Source organism: Rubrivivax sp. JA1026, assembly GCF_011065555.1.
GTDB classification, from domain to species: Bacteria; Pseudomonadota; Gammaproteobacteria; order Burkholderiales; family Burkholderiaceae_C; genus Rubrivivax; species Rubrivivax benzoatilyticus.
Genome location: NZ_JAALCQ010000001.1, coordinates 666134 through 687356, shown reverse-complemented (window position 1 = coordinate 687356; position 21223 = coordinate 666134). Strand labels below are relative to the sequence as shown.

Annotated in this window: 17 protein-coding genes and 1 tRNA gene; 8 read left to right on the top strand and 10 right to left on the bottom strand. The window is 70.9% G+C overall.

The window, feature by feature from the left end; all coding sequences use genetic code 11:
- Nucleotides 1–28 precede the first annotated feature (28 nt).
- Both G5B56_RS03135 and G5B56_RS03130 read left to right on the top strand, forming a co-directional pair.
- Complete coding sequence (locus G5B56_RS03135; RefSeq protein ID WP_009859055.1) at nucleotides 29–301, top strand: hypothetical protein; 273 nt, start codon at nucleotides 29–31, stop codon at nucleotides 299–301.
- A gap of 76 nt (nucleotides 302–377) precedes the next feature.
- Nucleotides 378–1703, top strand: a complete 1326-nt coding sequence (locus G5B56_RS03130; protein ID WP_164962295.1) for an AarF/ABC1/UbiB kinase family protein — start codon at nucleotides 378–380, stop codon at nucleotides 1701–1703.
- Between the two features lies 1 nt (nucleotide 1704).
- Here the strand turns inward: G5B56_RS03130 and G5B56_RS03125 are convergent, their stop codons facing one another.
- From G5B56_RS03125 to rimP, 7 genes are all read right to left on the bottom strand, one after another.
- Nucleotides 1705–2586 (bottom strand): DMT family transporter, encoded by an 882-nt coding sequence (locus G5B56_RS03125; protein WP_009859057.1) that lies wholly within the window; start codon nucleotides 2584–2586, stop codon nucleotides 1705–1707.
- A gap of 135 nt (nucleotides 2587–2721) precedes the next feature.
- Nucleotides 2722–4551: a translational GTPase TypA gene (typA, locus tag G5B56_RS03120; RefSeq protein ID WP_164962294.1), complete on the bottom strand. Its 1830-nt coding sequence runs from the start codon at nucleotides 4549–4551 to the stop codon at nucleotides 2722–2724.
- On the bottom strand, nucleotides 4548–5555 hold the full coding sequence (gene truB, locus G5B56_RS03115; RefSeq protein ID WP_164962293.1) for a tRNA pseudouridine(55) synthase TruB: 1008 nt from the start codon (nucleotides 5553–5555) through the stop codon (nucleotides 4548–4550). The genes typA and truB overlap by 4 nt, the downstream gene beginning before the upstream one ends.
- Before the next feature lie 10 nt (nucleotides 5556–5565).
- Nucleotides 5566–5931, bottom strand: coding sequence for a 30S ribosome-binding factor RbfA (rbfA, locus tag G5B56_RS03110; protein WP_009859060.1), 366 nt, complete (start codon nucleotides 5929–5931; stop codon nucleotides 5566–5568).
- A 103-nt stretch (nucleotides 5932–6034) separates the two neighbouring features.
- Nucleotides 6035–8947, bottom strand: a complete 2913-nt coding sequence (gene infB / locus G5B56_RS03105) for a translation initiation factor IF-2 (protein WP_164962292.1) — start codon at nucleotides 8945–8947, stop codon at nucleotides 6035–6037.
- A gap of 55 nt (nucleotides 8948–9002) precedes the next feature.
- The gene (gene nusA, locus G5B56_RS03100) at nucleotides 9003–10481 is read right to left on the bottom strand and encodes a transcription termination factor NusA (protein ID WP_164962291.1); all 1479 of its coding nucleotides are present in this window, start codon (nucleotides 10479–10481) and stop codon (nucleotides 9003–9005) included.
- Nucleotides 10478–11062, bottom strand: coding sequence for a ribosome maturation factor RimP (rimP, locus tag G5B56_RS03095; RefSeq protein ID WP_009859063.1), 585 nt, complete (start codon nucleotides 11060–11062; stop codon nucleotides 10478–10480). The genes nusA and rimP overlap by 4 nt, the downstream gene beginning before the upstream one ends.
- Nucleotides 11063–11395: 333 nt before the next feature.
- On the opposite strand from rimP, the gene fabI reads away from it, so the two are divergent.
- Nucleotides 11396–12178, top strand: coding sequence for an enoyl-ACP reductase FabI (gene fabI / locus G5B56_RS03090; RefSeq protein ID WP_009859064.1), 783 nt, complete (start codon nucleotides 11396–11398; stop codon nucleotides 12176–12178).
- Nucleotides 12179–12298: 120 nt separating this feature from the next.
- On the opposite strand, the gene G5B56_RS03085 is transcribed toward fabI, so the two are convergent.
- On the bottom strand, nucleotides 12299–14566 hold the full coding sequence (locus G5B56_RS03085; RefSeq protein ID WP_206023472.1) for an arginine/lysine/ornithine decarboxylase: 2268 nt from the start codon (nucleotides 14564–14566) through the stop codon (nucleotides 12299–12301).
- Nucleotides 14567–14679: 113 nt separating this feature from the next.
- Between G5B56_RS03085 and G5B56_RS03080 the strand changes: the two genes are divergently transcribed.
- Together G5B56_RS03080 and G5B56_RS03075 are read left to right on the top strand one after the other, a co-directional pair.
- A complete protein-coding gene (locus tag G5B56_RS03080; RefSeq protein WP_164962290.1) occupies nucleotides 14680–15054 on the top strand; it encodes a DUF2237 family protein in 375 nt (124 codons plus the stop codon).
- 17 nt (nucleotides 15055–15071) lie between these two features.
- Nucleotides 15072–15162, top strand: a tRNA-Ser gene (locus G5B56_RS03075).
- Between the two features lie 51 nt (nucleotides 15163–15213).
- Here G5B56_RS03075 and G5B56_RS03070 read toward each other — a convergent pair.
- Nucleotides 15214–16155 carry a DMT family transporter gene (locus G5B56_RS03070; protein WP_009859067.1) on the bottom strand — a complete coding sequence of 314 codons (942 nt, stop codon included), beginning with the start codon at nucleotides 16153–16155 and terminating at the stop codon, nucleotides 15214–15216.
- Between the two features lie 138 nt (nucleotides 16156–16293).
- Between G5B56_RS03070 and G5B56_RS03065 the strand changes: the two genes are divergently transcribed.
- On the top strand, nucleotides 16294–17103 hold the full coding sequence (locus G5B56_RS03065; protein WP_164962289.1) for a helix-turn-helix domain-containing protein: 810 nt from the start codon (nucleotides 16294–16296) through the stop codon (nucleotides 17101–17103).
- The gene (locus G5B56_RS03060; RefSeq protein ID WP_164962288.1) at nucleotides 17100–18188 is read left to right on the top strand and encodes an FUSC family protein; all 1089 of its coding nucleotides are present in this window, start codon (nucleotides 17100–17102) and stop codon (nucleotides 18186–18188) included. Before G5B56_RS03065 ends, G5B56_RS03060 begins: the two co-directional genes overlap by 4 nt.
- Here the strand turns inward: G5B56_RS03060 and G5B56_RS03055 are convergent, their stop codons facing one another.
- Nucleotides 18189–19100 (bottom strand): TIGR01212 family radical SAM protein, encoded by a 912-nt coding sequence (locus G5B56_RS03055; protein ID WP_164962287.1) that lies wholly within the window; start codon nucleotides 19098–19100, stop codon nucleotides 18189–18191.
- A 183-nt stretch (nucleotides 19101–19283) separates the two neighbouring features.
- Here G5B56_RS03055 and G5B56_RS03050 point away from each other — a divergent pair, with 183 nt between their 5' ends.
- Nucleotides 19284–21119 carry an AI-2E family transporter gene (locus tag G5B56_RS03050; RefSeq protein WP_164962286.1) on the top strand — a complete coding sequence of 612 codons (1836 nt, stop codon included), beginning with the start codon at nucleotides 19284–19286 and terminating at the stop codon, nucleotides 21117–21119.
- Nucleotides 21120–21223 lie beyond the last annotated feature (104 nt).

Below are 21223 nucleotides of genomic sequence, written 5' to 3'. Positions count from 1 at the left end.
CGCCCTCGGGGCGCCGGCCTTTTCTCCGATGTCCGAGAAGCCTCCCGAGGTCGCCCCCGAGCTGCCGCGATTCCGCCCGATCCCGCGCCGGCGCCGGCTGCTGCTCGTCGCGCTGGCGATCGCGACCGCGATCACGGTCGTGTCGATGCTGCTGGACCCGCCCGGCCGCCCCGAACACCCGCGCGACACCCAGGTGCGCGAATGCCCGACCGGCCGCGGCGTCAACTGCGTCGGCGGCAAGGCCCAGGTGCTGCTGCTGGCCCCCGACGCGCCGAGCGCTGCCGCCTCCGCTGCACGCTGAGCCGCTGCGTGCTCCAGGTCACCGACACGCCGGCCGCAGCCGTGTGCAATGCCGGCATCACCCTGCCCGCCTCCCGATGACCGCCAAACGCACGCCCCGCACCGCCACCGTTCCCCAAGGCCGCACCCGCCGGCTGCTGCACTTCGGCCGCGCCGTCGGTGAACTGGCCGCGGGCGCGGCCGCCGAGGGCCTGTCGCGGCTGGCCCGCGGCCAGGTGCCCAAGGCCTCGGCGATGATGCTGACGCCGGCCAACGCGCGCCGGCTCGCCAACCGGCTGTCGCGGCTGCGCGGCGCGGCGATGAAGTTCGGCCAGCTGATGTCGATGGACGGCCACGGCGTGCTGCCGCCGCAGTTCACCGAGCTGCTGGGCTCGCTGCGCGACCAGGCCCACGTGATGCCGGCCTCGCAGCTCGCCGAGGTGCTGGAACAGGAGTACGGCGTCGGCTGGCACCGACGCTTCCGCCAGTTCAGCTTCGAGCCGGTCGCCGCGGCCTCGATCGGCCAGGTGCACCGCGCGACGACGCACGACGGCCGCGTGCTGGCGCTGAAGATCCAGTACCCCGGCGTGCGCGAGAGCATCGACAGCGACGTCGCCAACCTCGCGCTGCTGGCCAAGACGCCGGGCCTTGTGCCCGCCGGGCTGGACCCGGCCCCGCTGTTCGAACGTGTGCGCCGCGTGCTGCATCAGGAGACCGACTACGTCGCCGAGGCCCGCGCGCTGGCCGAGTACCGCGAGCGCCTCGGCGACGACGAGCTCTTCGTCGTGCCCGAGGTCGACGCCGAACACTCGACCGGGCGCATCCTGGCGACCAGCTTCCAGCCCGGCGACACGATCGACCACCTCGCGGCGCCGGGCGTGCCGCAGGCCCACCGCGACCGTGTCGCCGAGGCGCTGTGCCACCTGGTCGTGCGCGAGATCTTCGAGCTGCGCCTGGTGCAGACCGACCCGAACTTCGCCAACTACCTCTACGACCCCGAGACGCGGCGCGTCGCGCTGCTGGACTTCGGCGCGACGCAGACCGTGAGCCTGCAGCGTGTCGAGCACCTGCGCGCCCTGGGCCGCGCCATGCGCGACCAGGACGCCGACGCGATGACGCGCGCCGCGCGGCGCGCCGGCTTCATCGCCGAGACCGACCCGCCCGATCAGGCGCGCGGCGTCGTCAATCTGATCCTGACGATCGGCGAACCGCTGGCACACGACCGGCCGTTCGACTTCGCGCGCTCGGATCTCTTCAAGCGCAGCTTCGAGGCCGGGCGCGAGCAGTTCTTCGGTGACGGCTTCTCGCACGCGCCGCCGCCGGATCTGGTGTTCCTGCAGCGCAAGATGGTCGGCGTGTTCATGCTGTGCACGCGGCTGAAGGCGCGCGTGAACCTGGCGCGCCTGTTCGGCGCCCAGCTCTAGCTCAGGACAGCACGCGGCGGCGCATGCCCAGCCACTCGTTGGCGGCCAGCGCCCCCAGCACCAGCAGGCCGCCGGCGAGCACCGCCGAGTCGGGCGCCTCGCCGGCGCCCAGCCAGGCCCAGCTGACGCCGAAGATCACCTCCAGCAGCCCGAGCAGCGACATCTCGGCCGCCGGCAGCACGCGCGAGACGGCCACCGCGATCAGGCAGGGCACCGCGAGCTGCACCGAGCCCAGCAGGGCCAGCAGCCCCAGGTCATGGCCCGAGGCCTGGAAAGGCCAGGCCAGCGGCAGCGTCACCAGCGCCGACAGCGTCGCGCCGATCAGCACCGCCGGCAGCATGTCGGCCCCGGGGTCGTCGCGCCGCGATTGCAGCGTCGTCCAGTTGATCGCCGCGGCCACCGGCACCGCCAGCGCGACCAGCGTGCCGGCCAAGTGGCGCGCGTCGCCGGCATGCAGATGCTGGCCGTACATCCAGGCGATGCCGGCGCCGGCCACCGCGATCGCGCCCCAGGTGCGCGCCGGCAGCCGGTGCCCGAGGGCGAAACGCGCCAGCAGCGCCGTGAACAGCGGCCCCAGCGCCATCGTCACCAGCACGTTGGCCACCGTGGTCAGCGTCAGGCCGACCATGAAGGCCGTGTACATGACGCTCCAGCAGACGCCCGACAGCCACAGCGTGCGCCCGCCGTCGCGGATCGAGCGCCACAGCGGCACCGGCCCGCGCAGCCACGACAGCAGCGCGAGCAGCGCCAGCGCATTGAAGGCGCTGCGCCAGAACGTGACCTCGAAGCTGCGCGCCGCCTCCAGGTGGCGCGTGACGACGCCCGCGATGCTCCACATCAGCGTGGCGACGATCATCAGCAGCACGGCGTTGCGACGAGACACGGCAAAGAAACTCAAGAGGCTCGCGCAGCGAGCCGGGCAAAGACCTGACCAGAACCCCCCTCCCGGAGGGGGGCCGAGGGGGAGCCCACGGAACGGCGAACGCCGAAGAGCGTCCGGATCCGCAAGCGCCCGCGCTCAAGCGCCTTCGCGAGACGCACGCTTGCGATCGTGCTCCTTCAAATGGCGCTTACGGATCCGGATGCTCTTCGGGGTGATCTCGACCAGCTCGTCGTCCTCGATGAACTCGACCGCGTACTCCAGCGTCAGGTCGATCGGCGGCGTGATCTTGATCGCGTCTTCCTTGCCGCTGACACGGAAGTTGGTCAGCTGCTTGGTGCGCGTGGCGTTGACGACAAGGTCGTTGTCGCGGCTGTGGATGCCGACGATCATGCCTTCGTAGGTCGGGTCGCCCGGCTTGACGAACATGCGGCCGCGGTCGTCGAGCTTGCCCAGCGCGTAGGTGATGATCTCGCCGTCGTCCATGCTGATCAGCACGCCGTTCTTGCGCCCGGCGATCTCGCCCTTGTAGGCCTCGTAGCCGTCGAAGATGTTGCTGATCAGGCCGGTGCCGCGCGTCAGGTTCATGAACTCGTTGGAGAAGCCGATCAGGCCGCGCGCCGGGATGCGGTACTCCAGGCGCACGCGGCCGCGACCGTCGACTTCCATGTTCGCGAGTTCGCCCTTGCGCTCGCCCAGGGCCTGCATGACGCCGCCCTGGTGCTGGTCCTCGACGTCGACCGTCACCAGCTCGATCGGCTCCTGGCGCTCGCCGCCGTCGTCGTGGAAGACGACACGCGGCTTGCTGACCGCCAGCTCGTAGCCTTCGCGGCGCATGTTCTCCAGCAGGATCGTCAGGTGCAGCTCGCCGCGGCCCGAGACCTCGAAGATGCCGTCCTCGCCCGACTCCCTGACGCGCAGCGCGACGTTGCTCTGCAGTTCCTTCTGCAGGCGGTCCCAGATCTGGCGGCTGGTGACGTACTTGCCTTCGCGGCCGGCCAAGGGGCTGGTGTTGACGCAGAAGTTCATCGTCAGCGTCGGCTCGTCGACGCGCAGCATCGGCAGCGGCTGCGGGTTGGCCGGATCGGTGATGGTGACGCCGATGCCGAGGTCCTCGATGCCGTTGACGAGCACGATGTCGCCCGGGCCGGCCTCGTCGGCCATCACGCGGTTCAGGCCCTCGAAGGTCAGCACCTGGTTGATGCGGCCCTTGTAGGCGCGGCCGTCCGGGCCTTCCATCACCAGCACGTCCATCGCCGGCTTCAGCGTGCCGCTGTTGACGCGGCCGACGCCGATGCGGCCGACGAAGGTCGAGTAGTCCAGCGAGGAGATCTGCAGCTGCAGCGGCGCGGCCGGGTCACCTTCGTGCGGCGGCACGTGCTTCAGCACGGTCTCGAACAGCGGCGCCATGTTCGTGCCCCAGGCCTCGCCCGGGGCGCCTTCCTCCAGCGCCGCCCAGCCGTTCAGGCCCGAGGCGTAGACCACCGGGAAGTCGAGCTGGTCCTCGGTGGCGCCGAGCTTGTCGAACAGGTCGAACGCGGCGTTGATGACGTAGTCCGGGCGCGAGCCGGGCTTGTCGACCTTGTTGACGACGACGATGGGCTTCAGGCCCAGCGCCAGCGCCTTCTTGGTCACGAAGCGCGTCTGCGGCATCGGGCCTTCCTGGGCGTCGATCAGCAGCACGACGCCATCGACCATCGACAGCGCGCGCTCGACCTCGCCGCCGAAGTCGGCGTGCCCCGGGGTGTCGACGATGTTGATGTGCGTGCCCTGCCAGGTCACCGCGCAGTTCTTCGCGAGGATCGTGATGCCGCGCTCGCGTTCGATGTCGTTGCTGTCCATCACGCGTTCGGCGATCTTCTCGTTGTCACGGAAGGTGCCGCTCTGGCGAAGCAGCTGGTCGACGAGCGTGGTCTTGCCGTGGTCGACGTGGGCGATGATGGCGATGTTGCGGATCTGTCGGGTCATGTCGTGGCCTCGTGCCCGTGGGCGGTCTGGGGCGTGGAGGTGACGGTCTCGGGGATCGAGACCGGCGGGATGGGTTGGAGCTGCGCGGCCACCTCGACGGGGCTGAGCAGGCGGTCGGCGATCAGCTCCCCGCGGGTGATGTGCGCGCTGCCGAGGAAGGCGCGCGGGTCCGGGCCGTAGACGCGCACGGCGCTCGCGTCGGCCTGCGCGGTGCGGCGGCGCTGCCCGGACAGGAAGCGGCCGGCATCGTCGTCGGCCAGCCGCAGGGCGGGCCAGTCGGCGAGCAGGCAGTCGATCGGCCGGATCAGCGCGTCGCGCGCCGCCGGCGTAAGGGTCTCGAGCTCGGCGATCGTCACTGCGCCGTCCAGCGTCAGCGGGCCGCTGGCGGTGCGGCGCAGCGCCGCCAGGTGCGCGCCGCAGCCCAGCGCGCGGCCGATGTCCTCGGCCAGCGTGCGCACGTAGGTGCCCTTGGTGCAGAGCACGTCGAGCACCAGCGTCGGCGCGGCCCAGTCCAGCACCGCGAGCGAGCGGATCGTCACGCGGCGCGGCGTGCGCTCGACCTCGACGCCGGCACGCGCGTAGTCGTAGAGCGCGCGGCCCTCGTGCTTCAGCGCCGAGTGCATCGGCGGCAGCTGGTCGATCTCGCCGGTGAACCGCTCCAGCACGGCGGCGATCGCGGCACGGTCGCAGTCGACCGGGCGCTCTTCGAGCACCTCGCCTTCGAGGTCGCCGGTGCTCGTCGTGCGGCCCAGGTGCAGCGTCGCGGTGTAGCGCTTGTCGGCGTCCAGGCTGGCTTGCGAGAACTTGGTCGCGGCGCCGAAACACAACGGCAGCAGGCCGGTGGCCAGCGGGTCCAGCGTGCCGGTGTGGCCGCCCTTCTCCGCCCGCAGGATGCCCTTGGCCTTCTGCAGCGCGTCGTTGCTCGTCCAGCCGATCGGCTTGTCGAGCAGCAGCACGCCGTGCAGGGCACGGCGCGGCAGGCGGGGCGGACGGGCGTTGCGCATCGCGGCGGGCTCAGTCGTCCTTGGCCCGGGTGGCGTTGGCCTTGACGATCAGCGCCGACAGGTCGGCGGCGCGTTCGGTCGTGCGGTCGAAATGGAAGTGCAGCGTCGGCACGGTGTGGATCGCCAGGCGCTTGAACAGGCCGTTGCGCAGGAAGCCGGCGGCTTCGTTGAGCGCCGTGGCGCTGTCCTCGGCGCTGCCGACGAGCACCGAGAAATAGACCTGCGCGTGCGCGTAGTCGGGCGAGACCTCGACGCTGTTGAGCGTGACCATGCCGATGCGCGGGTCCTTCAGCTCGCGGATCAGCTCGGCCAGATCACGCTGGATCTGGTCGGCGACTCGGAAGCTGCGGTTGACGGGGGCCTTCTTGTGACGCATCGGGGTGCTCCTAAAAAAACGCGACCCCGCCAAGGCGGGGCCGCTCGAGATCAAGGTCGTGACGCTGCCGTCCGGCGCGAGGGCCGGGCGGCAGCCGGGGGACTCACAGGGTCCGGGCCACTTCCTTGACTTCGAAGACTTCGAGCTGGTCGCCTTCGCGGATGTCGTTGTAGTTCTTCAGCTTGATGCCGCACTCGAAGCCTTCCTTGACTTCGCGGACATCGTCCTTCAGACGCTTCAGCGACTCGATCTCGCCGGTGTAGACGACGACGTTGTCGCGCAGCAGGCGGAAGCGTGCGTTGCGGGTCACCTGGCCGGCGGTGATCATGCAGCCGGCCACGGTGCCGATCTTGCTGGCCACGAACACCTGGCGGATCTCGGCCATGCCGATGACTTCCTCGCGCTGCTCCGGCGCCAGCATGCCCGCCATCGCCGCCTTCACCTCGTCGACCGCGTCGTAGATGATGTTGTAGTAGCGGATGTCGACGCCGTTGCCCTCGGCCAGCTTGCGCGCGCCGGCATCGGCCCGCGTGTTGAAGCCGATGACCACCGCCTTCGAGGCGATCGCCAGGTTGACGTCGCTTTCGCTGATGCCACCGACCGCGGCGTGCACGATCTGCACCTTGACCTCGGCCGTCGACAGCTTCTGCAGGCTCTGCGCCAGCGCTTCCTGCGAACCCTGCACGTCGGCCTTGATGATCAGCGGCAGCGTCTGCGCGGCGTCGCCGAGCTGGTCGAACATGTTCTCCAGCTTCGCGGCCTGCTGGCGCGCCAGCTTGACGTCGCGGTACTTGCCCTGACGGAAGGTCGCGATCTCGCGCGCCCGGCGCTCGTCGGTCAGCACGATGAACTCGTCACCGGCCTGCGGCACCTCGGTCAGGCCCTGGATCTCGACCGGCATCGACGGACCGACGGACTCGGTGTTCTTGCCGTCCTCGTCGAGCATCGCGCGCACCCGGCCGTAGCTCGAGCCGGCGAGCACGACGTCGCCCTTCTTCAGCGTGCCGCTCTGCACCAGCACCGTGGCCACCGGGCCGCGGCCCTTGTCCAGGCGGGCTTCGATGACCAGGCCGCGGGCGGCGGCTTCCACCGGCGCCTTCAGCTCCAGCACCTCGGCCTGCAGCAGCACCTGCTCGAGCAGGTTGTCGATGCCCGTGCCGGCCTTGGCCGACACCGGAACGAACGGCGAGTCACCGCCGAAGTCCTCGGGCACCACGCCTTCGGCCACGAGCTCGCTCTTCACGCGCTCGATGTTGGCGTCCGGCTTGTCGATCTTGTTGAGCGCCACGACGATGGGCACCTCGGCCGCCTTGGCGTGCGAGATCGCTTCCTTGGTCTGCGGCATGACGCCGTCGTCGGCGGCCACGACCAGGATGACGATGTCGGTCGCCTTGGCGCCGCGGGCACGCATCGCGGTGAACGCCGCGTGGCCCGGGGTGTCGAGGAAGGTGACGACGCCGCGCGGCGTCTCGACGTGATACGCGCCGATGTGCTGCGTGATGCCGCCGGCTTCGCCCGCGGCGACACGCGCCCGGCGGATGTAGTCCAGCAGCGAGGTCTTGCCGTGGTCGACGTGGCCCATCACGGTGACGACCGGCGGACGCGGCAGCGCCTCGGCGGCATTGTGCGCGGCGGTCTCTTCCTCGGTGAAGGCTTCCGGATCGTCCAGCTTGGCGGCGAACGCCTTGTGGCCCATCTCCTCGACGAGGATCATGGCCGTTTCCTGGTCGAGCTGCTGGTTGATCGTGACCATCTGGCCCAGCTTCATCAGCTGCTTGATCAGCTCGCTGGCCTTGACGGACATCTTGTGCGCGAGGTCGGCGACGGAAATCGTCTCCGGCACATGCACTTCCTGGATCTGCTGCTCGGGCGGCGGCGTGAAGTTGGAGCCGCCGTCGCGGTCGCCGCGGCCACCGCGCACGCCGCCACGCGGCGCACGCCAGCCCGGACGCGCACCGCCGGCGTCGCCGCGCGTCTTCAGCGCGGCACGCTTCTTGGCGGCGTCGTCGGCCCAGCTCGAGGACAGCTTCTCGGACTTGACCTGCTTCTTGTCGCCCGGCTTGGCGGCCGTCGACGACGGCGCGGCACCCGGGGCGCCCGGCTTGGCGGCCGGCTTGTGGATCGTGCCCTTGATCGCTTCCTTGGCCGCTTCGGGCTTCGGCTCCTCGGGCTTCTTGGCGACCAGCGTCTTGCGCGGCTGGGCCATCATCGCCCGGATGGCGGCGGCCTCGGCCTCGGCGGCCTTGCGCTTGCGCTCGAGCTCGGCCTGACGCGCGGTGTCCTCGGCCGCCTTGTCGGCGGCCTTGACGACACGCAGCACCGGCTTCGGCGGCTCGGCGGGCTTGGCGGGCTCGACCGGCTTGGCGGCCTCGACGGGCTTCGCAGCCTCCGGGGCTGCGGCGGAGCCGGCGGGCTTGGCCGAATCGTTCTGGGCGCGGGCGGCAGCCTCGGCGGCGGCCTTGGCGGCCTCCTCGGCAGCGGCCTTGGCGGCGGCTTCGGCGGCAGCCTTCGCGGCGGCTTCGGCAGCCGCCTTGGCGGCGGCCTCGGCGGCCTCGCGAGCCAGGCGCTCCTGCTCCTCGCGGCGGCGGCGCTGTTCGGCGAGTTCCTCTTCCTGGCGGCGCAGGGCCTCGGCTTCGGCGCGCGCTTCTTCCTCGCGGCGCTGCAGGTCGAGTTCCTCGGCCGTCGGGCCGGCGGTCATCTCGCCGCCGGGGATGTCGTCACGCTTGACGAAGACACGCTTCTTGCGCACCTCGACCTGGATCGTGCGCGCCTTGCCGCTGGCATCGGCTTGCTTGATCTCGGTGGTCGACTTGCGGGTCAGGGTGATCTTCTTGCGCTCGGCGCCGCCAGTGCCGTGCGACGAACGCAGGAACTCGAGCAGACGCTCCTTGTCCGCATCGGTCAGCGCGTCGTCGGGCGACTTCTTGGCGACGCCGGCCGACTGCAGCTGCTCCAGCAGCGCCGCCGTCGGGCGGTTGAGCTGGAGGGCGAACTGGGCGACGGTGGTCACGGCCATTGGGCGGTATTCCTCGGTTTTTTGCAGCGGGCGCGAGCGTTCAACGGTCTGTCGTTCAGGCAGTGAACCAATGCTCGCGCGCCTTCATGATCAGAGCGCGCGCCTGCGTCTCGTCGACGCCGGTCATCTCGACCAGTTCATCGACGGCCAGGTCGGCCAAGTCGTCGCGGGTGTTGACGCCGCCGTCGGACAGCTTGCCGATCAGCTCGGGCGTCAGGCCCTCGAGGTCACGCAGATCCTGCGACACCTCCTCGACCTTCTCCTCGCGTTCGATCTCCATCGTCAGCAGCGCGTCCTTGGCACGGGTACGCAGCTCTTGAACGGTGTCCTCGTCGAAGGCCTCGATCTCGAGCATCTCCTGCAGCGGCACGTAGGCCACTTCCTCGAGGCTCGTGAAGCCTTCGGCGATGAGGATGTCGGCGACTTCCTCGTCGACGTCGAGCTTCTCGACGAAGATCTTGCGCACCGACTCGGTCTCGGTGGCCTGCTTGGCCTGCGATTCCTCGGCGGTCATGATGTTGATGCGCCAGCCGGTCAGCTCCGACGCCAGACGCACGTTCTGGCCGCCGCGGCCGATCGCGATCGCGAGGTTCTCCTCGTCGACGACGACGTCCATCGCGTGGCGCTCCTCGTCGACGACGATGCTCTGCACGTTGGCCGGGGCCAGCGCGCCGATGACGAACTGCGCCGGGTCTTCGGACCACAGCACGATGTCCACGCGCTCGCCGGCGAGTTCGGTCGTCACGCCGTTGACGCGCGAGCCGCGCACGCCGACGCAGGTGCCGATCGGGTCGACGCGGCGGTCATGGCTGACGACGGCGATCTTGGCGCGGCTGCCCGGGTCGCGGGCGCAGCTCTTGATCTCCAGCAGGCCCTGCTCAATCTCGGGCACTTCCTGGCCGAAGAGCTCGACCATGAAGCCTGGCGCGCTGCGCGACAGCATGATCTGCGGGCCGCGCTGCGTCGGGTCGACGCCGAGGATGAAGGCCCGCACGCGGTCGCCCGAGCGCAGGTTTTCCTTCGGGATCATCTCGCTGCGCTTCAGGCGCCCTTCGACACGGCCGGACTCGACGATGATGTCGCCCTTGTCCAGACGCTTGACGGTGCCGACGAAGATCTTGTCGCCACGCGCCAGGAAGTCGTTGAGCAGTTGCTCGCGCTCGGCGTCGCGGATCTTCTGCAGGATGACCTGCTTGGCCGCCTGGGCGCCGATGCGGCCGATCGGCACCGAATCGACCGACTCCTCGATGTAGTCGTCGACCTCGATGTCGGCAATCTGCTCCTGGGCCTCGAACAGCAGCACCTCGGCATCGGCGTTCTGCAACCCGGCCTCGTTGGGCACGACGTGCCAGCGGCGGAAGGTTTCGTATTCGCCGGTCTCACGGTCGACCGCCACGCGGATGTCGACCTCGCCGCCGTGCAGCTTCTTCGTGGCCGAGGCCAGTGCGGCCTCGACCGCGCCGAAGACGACGTCGCGATCGACCGTCTTCTCGCGCGAGATGGCGTCCACCAGCATCAGCATTTCGCGATTCATCGCTCCAGACCTCCGTCTACCCCCGGCTCAGTACCGGCCTTGCGGCCGCGCCGGCCTTTGAAATCAACAACCGGGACGAGCCGGGCTTCGCGCACCTCGTCGAGCGAGAACGCCAGCACCTGCTCGGCCTTGCCGTCCTGGAAGACGAGGTTCCAGCCCTCGCCCTCCCCTTTGCCCAGAAGACCCTTCCAATGCTTGCGGCCCTGGAACGGCTGCCGCAGCGTGAGTTCGATCTCCTGGCCCGAAAAACGCTCGTAGTCGGCGGCACGGCGCAGCGGCCGGTCCAGCCCGGGCGACGAAACCTCCAGGCGCTCGTAGTCGACGTTCTCGACCTCGAGCACGTACTGGAGTTGTCGCGTGACCGCCTCGCAGTCCTCGACCGTGACGAATTCGCCTTCGACCGGATAGGCGTGGCCGGGGACGCGGTCGATCGTGACACGCAGCAGCCCGCGACCGGCGCGCTCGACCTCGACCAGGTCGTAGCTCAACCCGGTGACCGTGCGCTCGATCGTGTCGCGCCAGCTGGTGCGACGTTCGTCGCCCGCGGCGCCTGCCTTGTCTGCCGTGTCCGTTCCGCTCAAAAGTGCCCCGTGTCCTGTACCGGTTGCCCGCCCATCGCCGCCCGGTTTCCCGGCGTCGGCGTCGCCCCCGGGGCCGCCGAGGCGTCTTGCCTGCCGCCTGCATGTGATCCGGGGCCGACGGCGGCATCTGCGATGGGCATCCGATGCCCGGCAAACACGACCACGACCCCAGGCAAAGGCGTTCGAGCAAAAAAAATGGGCTGGAAGAATCCGCCCACGCCAGCTTTTCCCGGGAAAACGGCATTATAGCCACGGGCCAAACCCTGAGCAAGGGCAGAACATCGGCCGCGCCAAGATGCCAAAATCCACGCCTTCCCCAAGAACGGAGTCAACATGGGTTTCCTTGCCGGCAAGCGCCTGCTCATCACCGGCCTCATCTCGAACCGCTCGATCGCCTACGGCGTCGCCAGGGCCTGCCGCGCCCAAGGGGCCGAACTCGCCTTCAGCTATGTCGGCGAACGCTTCCGCGACCGCATCACCGAATTCGCGCGCGAGTTCGACTCGGAGCTCGTCTTCGAATGCGACGTCGGCGACGACGCGCAGATCGAGGCGATGTTCAAGCAGTTGGCCGAGCACTGGCCGCAGTTCGACGGCTTCGTGCACTCGATCGGCTTCGCGCCGCGCGAGGCGATCGGCGGCGACTTCCTCGAGGGGCTGTCGCGCGAGGCCTTCCGCATCGCCCACGACATCTCGGCCTACAGCTTCCCGGCACTGGCCAAGGCCGCGCTGCCGATGCTCAAGCCGAATGCCGCGCTGCTGACGATGAGCTATCTGGGCGCGATCCGCGCGGTGCCGAACTACAACACGATGGGCCTGGCCAAGGCCTCGCTGGAAGCCAGCGTGCGCTACCTGGCAGCCAGCCTGGGCCCGCGCGGCATCCGCGTCAACGGCATCTCCGCCGGCCCGATCAAGACGCTGGCGGCCAGCGGCGTGAAGGACTTCGGCAAGCTGCTGTCCATCGTCGCCAGCAGCAACCCGCTGCAGCGCAACGTGACGATCGAGGAGGTCGGCAACGTCGCGGCCTTCCTGCTGTCGGACCTGGCCTCGGGCGTGACCGCCGAGATCACCTACGTCGACGGCGGCTTCAGCGAGGCGGTGGTCCGCAACGAGGAGTGAGCTCGCGCCGCGGCCGGGCCGCGGCAGCTCCTGAAAATAGACAGCCGGGTGGCGCGAGCCCCCGGCTGTTTTTGCGTCCGCGCGTTGCCGCCTGCGCACCGCCCTCGCGGGCGGCCGGCGTCAGGCCTCCTCGCGCACGCAGTCGACGTAGTAGCGCTTGCGGCCGTCGTCCGTGGTGTCCTCCACGAGACCGTGGACGTCGGTGGCGAAGCCCGGGAACGCGGCGTTGAACTCGCGCGTGAAACGCAGGTAGTCGACGATGCGCTTGTTGAAGCGCTCGCCCGGGATCAGCAGCGGGATGCCCGGCGGGTACGGCGTCAGCAGCGAGGTCGCGATGCGCCCTTCCAGGTCGTCGATGGCGACGCGTTCGGTGCGGCGATGCGCGATGTAGGCGAAGGCGTCGGTCGGCTTCATCGCCGGCACGATCTCCGAGACGTACATCTCGGTCGTCAGGCGGGCGATGTCGCCCTTGGCGTACTGCTCGTGGATCGCCTGGCACAGGTCGCGCAGCCCCATGCGCTCGTAGCGCGGATGCGCGGCGCAGAACTCGGGCAGCACGCGCCACATCGGCGCGTTGCGGTCGTAGTCGTCCTTGAACTGCTGCAGCGCGGTCAGCAGCGTGTTCCAGCGGCCCTTGGTGATGCCGATCGTGAACATGATGAAGAACGAGTAGAGCCCGGTCTTCTCGACGACGACGCCGTGTTCGGCGAGGAACTTGGTGACGATGGACGCCGGGATGCCGGTCTCGGCGAAGCGGCCCGACAGGTCCAGCCCCGGCGTGATCAGCGTGCACTTGATCGGGTCCAGCATGTTGAACCCGTCGGCCAGCGCGCCGAAGCCGTGCCACTCGGCGTCGGCCTCCAGGATCCACTGCGCGCTCCGGCCGATGCCGTCGTCGGCCAGCTCGTCCGGGCCCCAGACCTTGAACCACCAGTCGCCGTCGCCGAACTCGCCCTCGACCTTGCGCATCGCGCGGCGGAAGTCCAGCGACTCGACGATGCTCTCCTCGACGAGCGCCGGGCCGCCGGGCGCCTCCATCATCGCCGCGGCGACGTCGCAGCTGGCGATGATCGCGTACTGCGGCGAGGTGCTGGTGTGCATCAGGTAGGCCTCGTTGAAGAGGTGGCGGTCGAGCTTGCGCTCGGTCGCGTCCTGCACCAGCACCTGGCTGGCCTGGCTGATGCCGGCCAGCAGCTTGTGCGTCGACTGCGTCGCGAAGACCAGCTGGTCCTTCGGCCGCGCGCGCTTCTTGCCCATCGAGTGGAACGGGCCGTAGAAACGGTGGAAGGCGGCGTGCGGCAGCCAGGCCTCGTCGAAGTGCAGCGCGTCGACATAGCCGTCGAGCGCGTGCTTGATCGTCTCGGTGTTGTAGAGCACGCCGTCGTAGGTGCTCTGCGTCAGCGTCAGGATGCGCGGCTTGACCGTCTTCGGGTCGACGCCGGCGAGCAGCGGGTTGGCGGCGATCTTGCGTTCGATCGCCTCGCGCGAGAACTCGCTCTCGGGGATCGGTCCGATGATGCCGTAGTGGTTGCGCGTCGGCGTCAGGAACACGGGCACCGCCCCGGTCATGATGATCGAGTGCAGGATCGACTTGTGGCAGTTGCGGTCGACGACGACCACGTCGCCCGGCGCCACCATGTGGTGCCAGACCATCTTGTTGCTGGTGCTGGTGCCGTTGGTGACGAAGAAGCAGTGGTCGGCGTTGAAGATGCGCGCCGCGTTGCGCTCCGACGCGGCCACCGGGCCGGTGTGGTCGAGCAGCTGGCCGAGCTCCTCGACGGCGTTGCAGACGTCGGCGCGCAGCATGTTCTCGCCGAAGAACTGGTGGAACATCTGGCCCACCGGGCTCTTCAGGAAGGCCACGCCGCCGGAGTGCCCCGGGCAGTGCCAGGAGTACGAGCCGTCCTGGGCGTAGTCCATCAGCGCCTTGAAGAACGGCGGCGCCAGGCCGTCGAGGTAGCTGCGGGCCTCGCGGATGATGTGCCGGGCGACGAACTCCGGCGTGTCCTCGAACATGTGGATGAAGCCGTGAAGCTCGCGCAGCACGTCGTTCGGGATGTGCTGGCTGGTGCGCGTCTCGCCGTACAGGTAGATCGGGATGTCCGCGTTCTTGAAGCGGATCTCCTCGATGAACTTGCGCAGGTTCAGCACCGCCGGGTCGAGCTCGGGGCCGGGCGTGAACTCGTTGTCGTCGATCGACAGGATGAAGGCGCTGGCGCGGCTTTGCTGCTGCGCGAACTGCGACAGGTCGCCGTAGCTGGTGGCGCCGACAACCTCGAAGCCCTCTTTCTCGATGGCCTCGGCGAGCGCGCGGATGCCGAAACCCGAGGTGTTCTCGGAGCGGAAGTCCTCGTCGATGATGACGATGGGAAAGCGAAAGCGCAGCATGGGCCGGGGCCTCGTCGGAGCGACAGGGGTGAAACGAGGCGCGAAGTGTAGAGGCCGACGGGGACGAACGCCGTGACGAACAATCGGCGCGTCTGCATGACCCGGCCCGCACCATGCCCCAAGACATCAACGTGCTCGGCAGCAAGCTCGTGCCCTGCTCCTACGACCCGCTGACCGGCTGGCGCCGCGACGGCTGCTGCCACGGCGACGCCGACGACCCCGGCCGCCACCTCGTCTGCGCGCGCATGACGCTGGCTTTCCTGAACTTCCAGATGGAACAGGGCAACGACCTGATCACGCCGCGGCCCGAGCTGCGCTTCGCCGGCCTGAAGCCCGGCGACCGCTGGTGCGTCTGCGTGCTGCGCTGGCGCGAGGCCTACGAAGCCGGCTGCGCGCCGCCGGCGGTGTTGGAAAGCACGCACGCCGCAGCGCTCGATTTCGTACCGCTTTCCTGGCTTCAGCGCAGCAACGCTGCGGAGCTGAGGTAGACTCCCGGGTTCTTTCCGGAAGGGTGGATGAGCGGTTTAAGTCGCACGCCTGGAAAGCGTGTGTGGGTTAACAGCCCACCGCGGGTTCGAATCCCGCCCCTTCCGCCAGATCGAAGCAAAACGGCCCCTCTGCGGGCCGTTTTGTTTTTCCGGGCCGGCTCAGCGGCTCGCCGCGCCGCGCGACGCCCACCCGCGCAGCAGCCCTTCCAGCCAGCCGTGCGCGCTGACGACCAGCACCCCGGCCAGCACCAGCCCGGCGCCGGCGACGAAGGCCGCGTCCAGGCGCTCGGCGAGCAGCCAGGCGCCGAAGACGACACCGAGGATCGGCGTCAGGAACGCCAGCACGCCCAGGCGCGACGCGAGGTAGTGGCGCAGCAGCCAGAACCAGACCAGGAAGCTGGCGAACGAGACGATCAGCGCCTGGAAACCCAGGTGCGCCCAGAACGCCGGTGTCGCCTGCAGCGCGGTCTGGCCGGTGACGAGCGCGCCGGCGCCCAGCAGCACGCAGGCGCCGAGCAGTTGGTACAGCAGCGTCTCGGTGGCCGGTGCCTCGCTGAGCCGCGAGCAGCGGATGACGACCGTCGTCGCCCCCCAGGACGCGCCGGCGGCCAGCGCCAGCAGGTCGCCCCAGAGCATCGTCATGCCCATCGCCGTGCCGCCACCGCGCCCGCCGAAGGCCAGCGCGATGCCGCCGAAGGCGATGGCGATGCCGGCCCACTGCAGCGGCCGCAGCCGCTCGGCCGGCAGCCGCAGGTGCAGCCCGACCGCGGCGAAGATCGGCGAGGTGTAGAGGAAGACCACCACGTGCGAGGCATGCGTGTGGCGCAGCGCCTCGGCGACGAACAGGTACTCCAGCGCGAACAGCAGCCCGACCACCAGCCCGGCGCGCCAGCGCCCGGTCGCCAGCGCCACACGCTCGCGCCGCCAGGCCATCACGCCGGCCACCAGCAGCGCCGCGACGGCCGAGCGCAGCGCCACCATCAGCATCGGCGAGACGTCGGCCGCGGCGGCCTTCAGCGAGATCTGCTGCAGGCTCCACAGCATGCAAAGCAGCACCATCACGCCGACGGCGAGGCCGTCGAGGTTCTTGCGGGAATCCATCGGGGGGAGCAGCGCGTCGCACGCGCAAGGCGGGAGAGAACGCCCCCAGTGTCATGCTGTCGGAAGCTCGACGCATAACGAATATCGGACAATGTGCAGCGAGGGCCAGCCAGCCGCGCCACGCCCGCCACCTCCGCAATGGACACCGAAGACCCACCGCGCCACCTGCTGCAGCCCTACGCCGGCACGATCGACACGCCGGTCTGGTTCCGCGCTGCACGCGTGCCGGCCGACGCCGGCTATCCGGCGCACCGCCATGACGGCGGCGAGCTGGTCTACGCCTTCAGCGGCGTGCTCGAGATCGAGATCGCCGGCGCGCTGTACCTCGCGCCGCCGCAGTACGCGCTGTGGCTGCCGCCGGGCGTCGAGCACCGCGCGCTGAACCGGCGCGAGGCGCACCACGCCTCGGTCTACGTCGCCGCTGCGCTGTGCGCGACGATGCCGGGCGAGGCCGCGGCGATCACCGTCGACCCGCTGCTGCGCGCGCTGCTCGCCCATCTGGACCGCCATCCGCCGGCCGAGCCGCCCACCGAGGCCGAGGCCCGCCTGCTGCAGGTGCTGGTCGACCGCCTGGTCGCCGCGCCGCGTTCGGGCAGCTACCTGCCCGTGTCGCGCGACCCGCTGCTGGCGCCGGTGCTGCAGGCGCTGCAGGCCGACCCGGCCGACGAACGCAGCGTCGGCGAACTGGCCGCCGCCGTCGGCACGACCGAACGCACGCTGGCGCGGCGCTGCCAGCGTGAACTGGGCATGCCGCTGGCCGCCTGGCGCCAGCGCCTGCGCGTGCTGCGCGCGCTGGCGCTGCTCGACGACGGGCGCAAGGTCGAGGCCATCGCGCTGGACCTGGGCTACGCCAGTGCGTCGGCCTTCATCGCGATGTTCCGCCGGCTGATGGGCACCACGCCCGACGACTACCGCAGCCGGCGTGCCGAGCCGGGGACCTGCCGATGAGCGCCTGGCCCACCCGCCTGGCCGAGCTGGCGCGTGCCGAATGGCAGCACCTGACGAAGATCCAGCGCAGCGACCGCCTCTGGCAGATGCCGGTGGCCGCGGCGCTGGCCACCGGGCTGCCGCTGCTCGTCGGCGCCTGGTTCGGCCACCTCGAGTTCGGCCTCGTGTCCTCGCTCGGCGGCCTGGTCTTCGTGCACACGCCGAACACGCCGATGCAGCACCGCATGGTCGTGCTGATGGCCTGCGCCTTCGCGATGACGGCCTGCTACGCCACCGGCGTCCTGTGCCACTTCGCGCCCGGCTGGGCGGTGCCGGCGATCGCCTTCCTCACCGCCGTCGTGACGATGCTGGTGCGGCTGTACGCGATGGGGCCGCCGGGCAGCCTGTTCTTCGTGATGGCCGCGGCGATCGGCGCCTACACGCCGGTGCAGGTGGAGGACCTGCCGCGTGCGGTGGGCCTGCTGTTCCTCGGCGCCTTGCTGGCGGTGCTGATCGCCTTCGTCTACAGCCTCTGGGCGCTGCGGCTGCGTGCGCCGCAGGCGCCGCCCGCGCCGGCGCCGCCGAGCTTCGACGACGTCGTCTTCGACTCGGTCGCCATCGGCGCCTTCGTCGGCCTGTCGCTGGCCCTGGCGCAGGTGCTGGGGCTGTCGCGGCCGTACTGGGTGCCGATCACCTGCCTGGCGGTGATCCAGGGTGCGTCGCTGCGCGCGGTGTGGATCCGCCAGCTGCACCGCGTTCTGGGCACCGCCGCCGGGCTGCTGGTCGCCTGGGCCATCCTGTCGCTGCCGCTGGGGCCGTGGAGCGTGGCCTTCGTGCTGATGGGACTCAGCTTCGTCATCGAGATCTGCGTCGTGCGCCACTACGGGCTGGCGGTGATGTTCATCACGCCGCTGACCATCCTGCTGGCCGACGCCGCGCACCTGGGCGCGGTGGCGCCGGGGCCGCTGGTGCAGGCACGCTTCATCGACACCGCGCTGGGCTGCGCCGTCGCGCTGGCCGGCGCGGCCTGCCTGCACGACCGGCGTCTCCGGGTGCTGGTCGGGCGGCCGATGCGGCGGCTGATCCCGCCGCGGCTGCTGCGCTGATCACGCCGGGGCGGGCAGATGCGCGCCCTGGCCGCCGTGCAGATCGAGGTCGGCGCGGATCGCCTGCATCGCCGGCCAGACCGTGCTGCACCAGGCGGGCGCGACCAGCGTCGGCGCGCGCGCGGTGGCGCTGACGCGGTGGAACACCAGCTCCGGCGGCGTGCGCCGGATCAGCTCGCCGACCAGCGCCGCGTAGGCCGGCAGCTCGGGCGGCGCGATCTCGCCGCGTTTGTGCGCCACGGCCAGCCGGCTGCCGCGCGTGATCATCAGCGGGTGCAGCTTCAGACCCTCGGCGCCGGCGTCGAGCACACGCTCCAGCGTCGTGAAGGCGTGGGCGTCGGTCTCGCCGGGCAGGCCGAGGATCAGGTGGGTGCAGACCGGCACGCCGGCGGCGCGCGCGCGCGCCACCGCATCGGCATAGGCTGCCCAGCCGTGGCCGCGGTTCACACGCGCCAGCGTCTCGTCGTGCGCGCTCTGCAGGCCCAGCTCCAGCCAGACCTCGTAGCCACGTTCGCGGTAGCCGGCCAGCAGCGCCAGCACCGCGTCGGGCACGCAGTCGGGCCGCGTGCCCACCGCCAGGCCGACGACATCGGGGCTGGCGGTGGCCTCGGCGTACAGCCGCGTCAGCGTCTCGACCTCGGCATAGGTGTTGGTGTAGGCCTGGAAGTAGGCGATGTAGCGCGCCGCACGCTTCAGCTCGGCGCGGCGTTCGGCGAGCTGCTGCGCCAGCGGCGCGTCACCGTCGTCGGCGGCGAAGGACAGCACGCTGCAGAAGGTGCAGCCGCCGCGGCCCAGCGTGCCGTCGCGGTTGGGGCAGCCGAAGCCGGCGTTCAGAGACAGCTTGCGCACACGTTCGCCGTAGCGCGCCTTCAGGTGGCGGCCCAGCGTGTTGACGAGGTCATCGAGGTTCACGGCCGCGATTGTCCGCCGTGGCGCGGCACGCCCCGGTCGGCAACGCCGGGGCCGAGCCGGCGCCGCGGAGCGCGGCGCGCCTGATCCGCGCCCGGGGCGCCGTCCTACAGCACCCGACGCGCTGCGCCGACGCGGCCGGCCCGCCCCCCGGCGCCCAATCGGAGCGCCACGACCGGAGCCCCGATGCCCGCCGACGACGCCGCCGAACCCGCCCGAGGCGAACGCCTCGTCGCCCTGCCCGCCGCGCTGGCGATGGCGATCGCGATCGCGCTCGTCGTCGCCGCGCTCTATCTGGGCCAAGCGATCCTGGTGCCGTTCGCGCTGGCGGTGCTGCTGGCCTTCGTGCTCGACCCGCTGGTCACGCGGCTGCGCCGGCCCTGGCTGCCGCGCGCCGCGGCGGTCGGTCTGGTCATCGCGACGATGGTCGCGCTGCTCGGCGGGCTGTCGCTCTACGTCGGCTCGCAGGTCGCCGAACTGGGGCGCGACCTGCCCCGCTACCAGAGCACGATCCAGAAGAAGCTGCGCATGCTGCGCCAGGCGGTTGTCGACCGCGGCGGCTCGCTGGGCGGCGCCTCGCGCGTCGTCGACGTCGTCGAGCGCGAGTTCGACGCCGCGCGACGGGCGCTGCAGCCGGGCCCGGCCAGCGCCGGCCGCACGCCGCTGCCGGTGCGTGTCGACCCGACACCGGCCTCGCCGCTGCAGGCGCTGGCCGACGTCGCGCTGCCGGTGCTGACACCGCTGGCCACCGCCGCCATGTCGCTGGTCTTCCTGATCTTCATCCTGATCGACCGCAGCGACCTGCGCGAGCGCCTGCTGCGTTTTGCCGGCGCCGACCTGCGCCGCGCCACCGCCGCGGTGGACGAGGCGGCACGCCGCGTCAGCCGCTATCTGACGGTGCAGCTCGGCCTGAACCTGGCCTTCGGCTGCGCACTGGGCCTGGGGCTGTGGTTGATCGGCGTGCCGGGTGCGCTGCTGTGGGGCGTGCTCGGCGCGGTGCTGCGCTACGTGCCTTACGTCGGCGGCCTGGTGGCCGCGGTGTGCCCGGCGCTGATGGCCTTCGCCGTCGACGACGGCTGGAGCCTGCTGCTGTGGACGGTGACGCTGGTGCTGGTGCTGGAGATCCTCATCAACAGCGTCGTCGAGCCTTGGCTGTACGGCGCCAGCGCCGGCATCGCGCGTGTCGCGCTGCTGCTGTCGGCGGCGTTCTGGGCCGCGCTCTGGGGCCCCGTCGGCCTGCTGCTGGCAACGCCGGTCACGGTCTGCCTGGTCGTCATGGGCCGGCATCTTCGGCCGCTGCGTTTCCTCGACCACCTGCTCGGCTCGACGCCGGTCTTCGACGCGCCGACCCGTCTGTACCAGCGCCTGCTGGCCGGCGACGTCGAGGAGGCGATCGAGCTGGCCGAGCAGGAGCTGCGCAGCGGCTCGCTGAGCGGCTTCCTGCGCGACACCGGCGTGCCGGCGCTGCAGCAGGCGAGCCGGGCACACGCACGCAGCGGCGCCGAGCACCGCCACCGCGTCGTCTCCGGCATGGCCGCGCTGCTGCGCGAGCTGCGCCAGGCCTCGCCGGCACCGGCCGCCGGCGCGGCGCGTGTGCTGTGCATCGGCCTGCGCTGCGAACTCGATTCGCTGGCCGCGGAGATGCTCGCCCTGGCGCTGGCCGCGGCCGGCACCGACGCGCGCCATCTGCCGGCAGCGGCGCTGGGCGTCGAGCAGATCGGCCGCCAGCCGCTGGACGGCGTCGACGCGGTCGTGCTGTCGAGCTTCAACCCGGCGCCGCAGACCAACACACGCCTGGTCTGCCGGCGGCTGCGCCGCCGCCACCCCGGGCTGCGCATCGTGCTGGCACCGTGGAACGCGCCGGCCGCGCTGCGCACGCCGGAGGCCGCGGCCGAACTCGGCGTCGACCACGTCGCCGCGACGCTGGACGAGGCCGCGCTGCAGGCCCGGCCGCCTTCACGCGCTGCCGCGGACCGCGGCAGCGCCACGCCGGCGACGCTGGGCGAGCCCTCGCCGGCCTGACGGCGTCTTGTCCGACAAGGCACGGCGGCGCCTCCCGACGCCGGCCACCCGGCCTGGCCGCCGACGATGTGCACCACCGTGGCCCGTCCGGGCCCGCAGCAGAG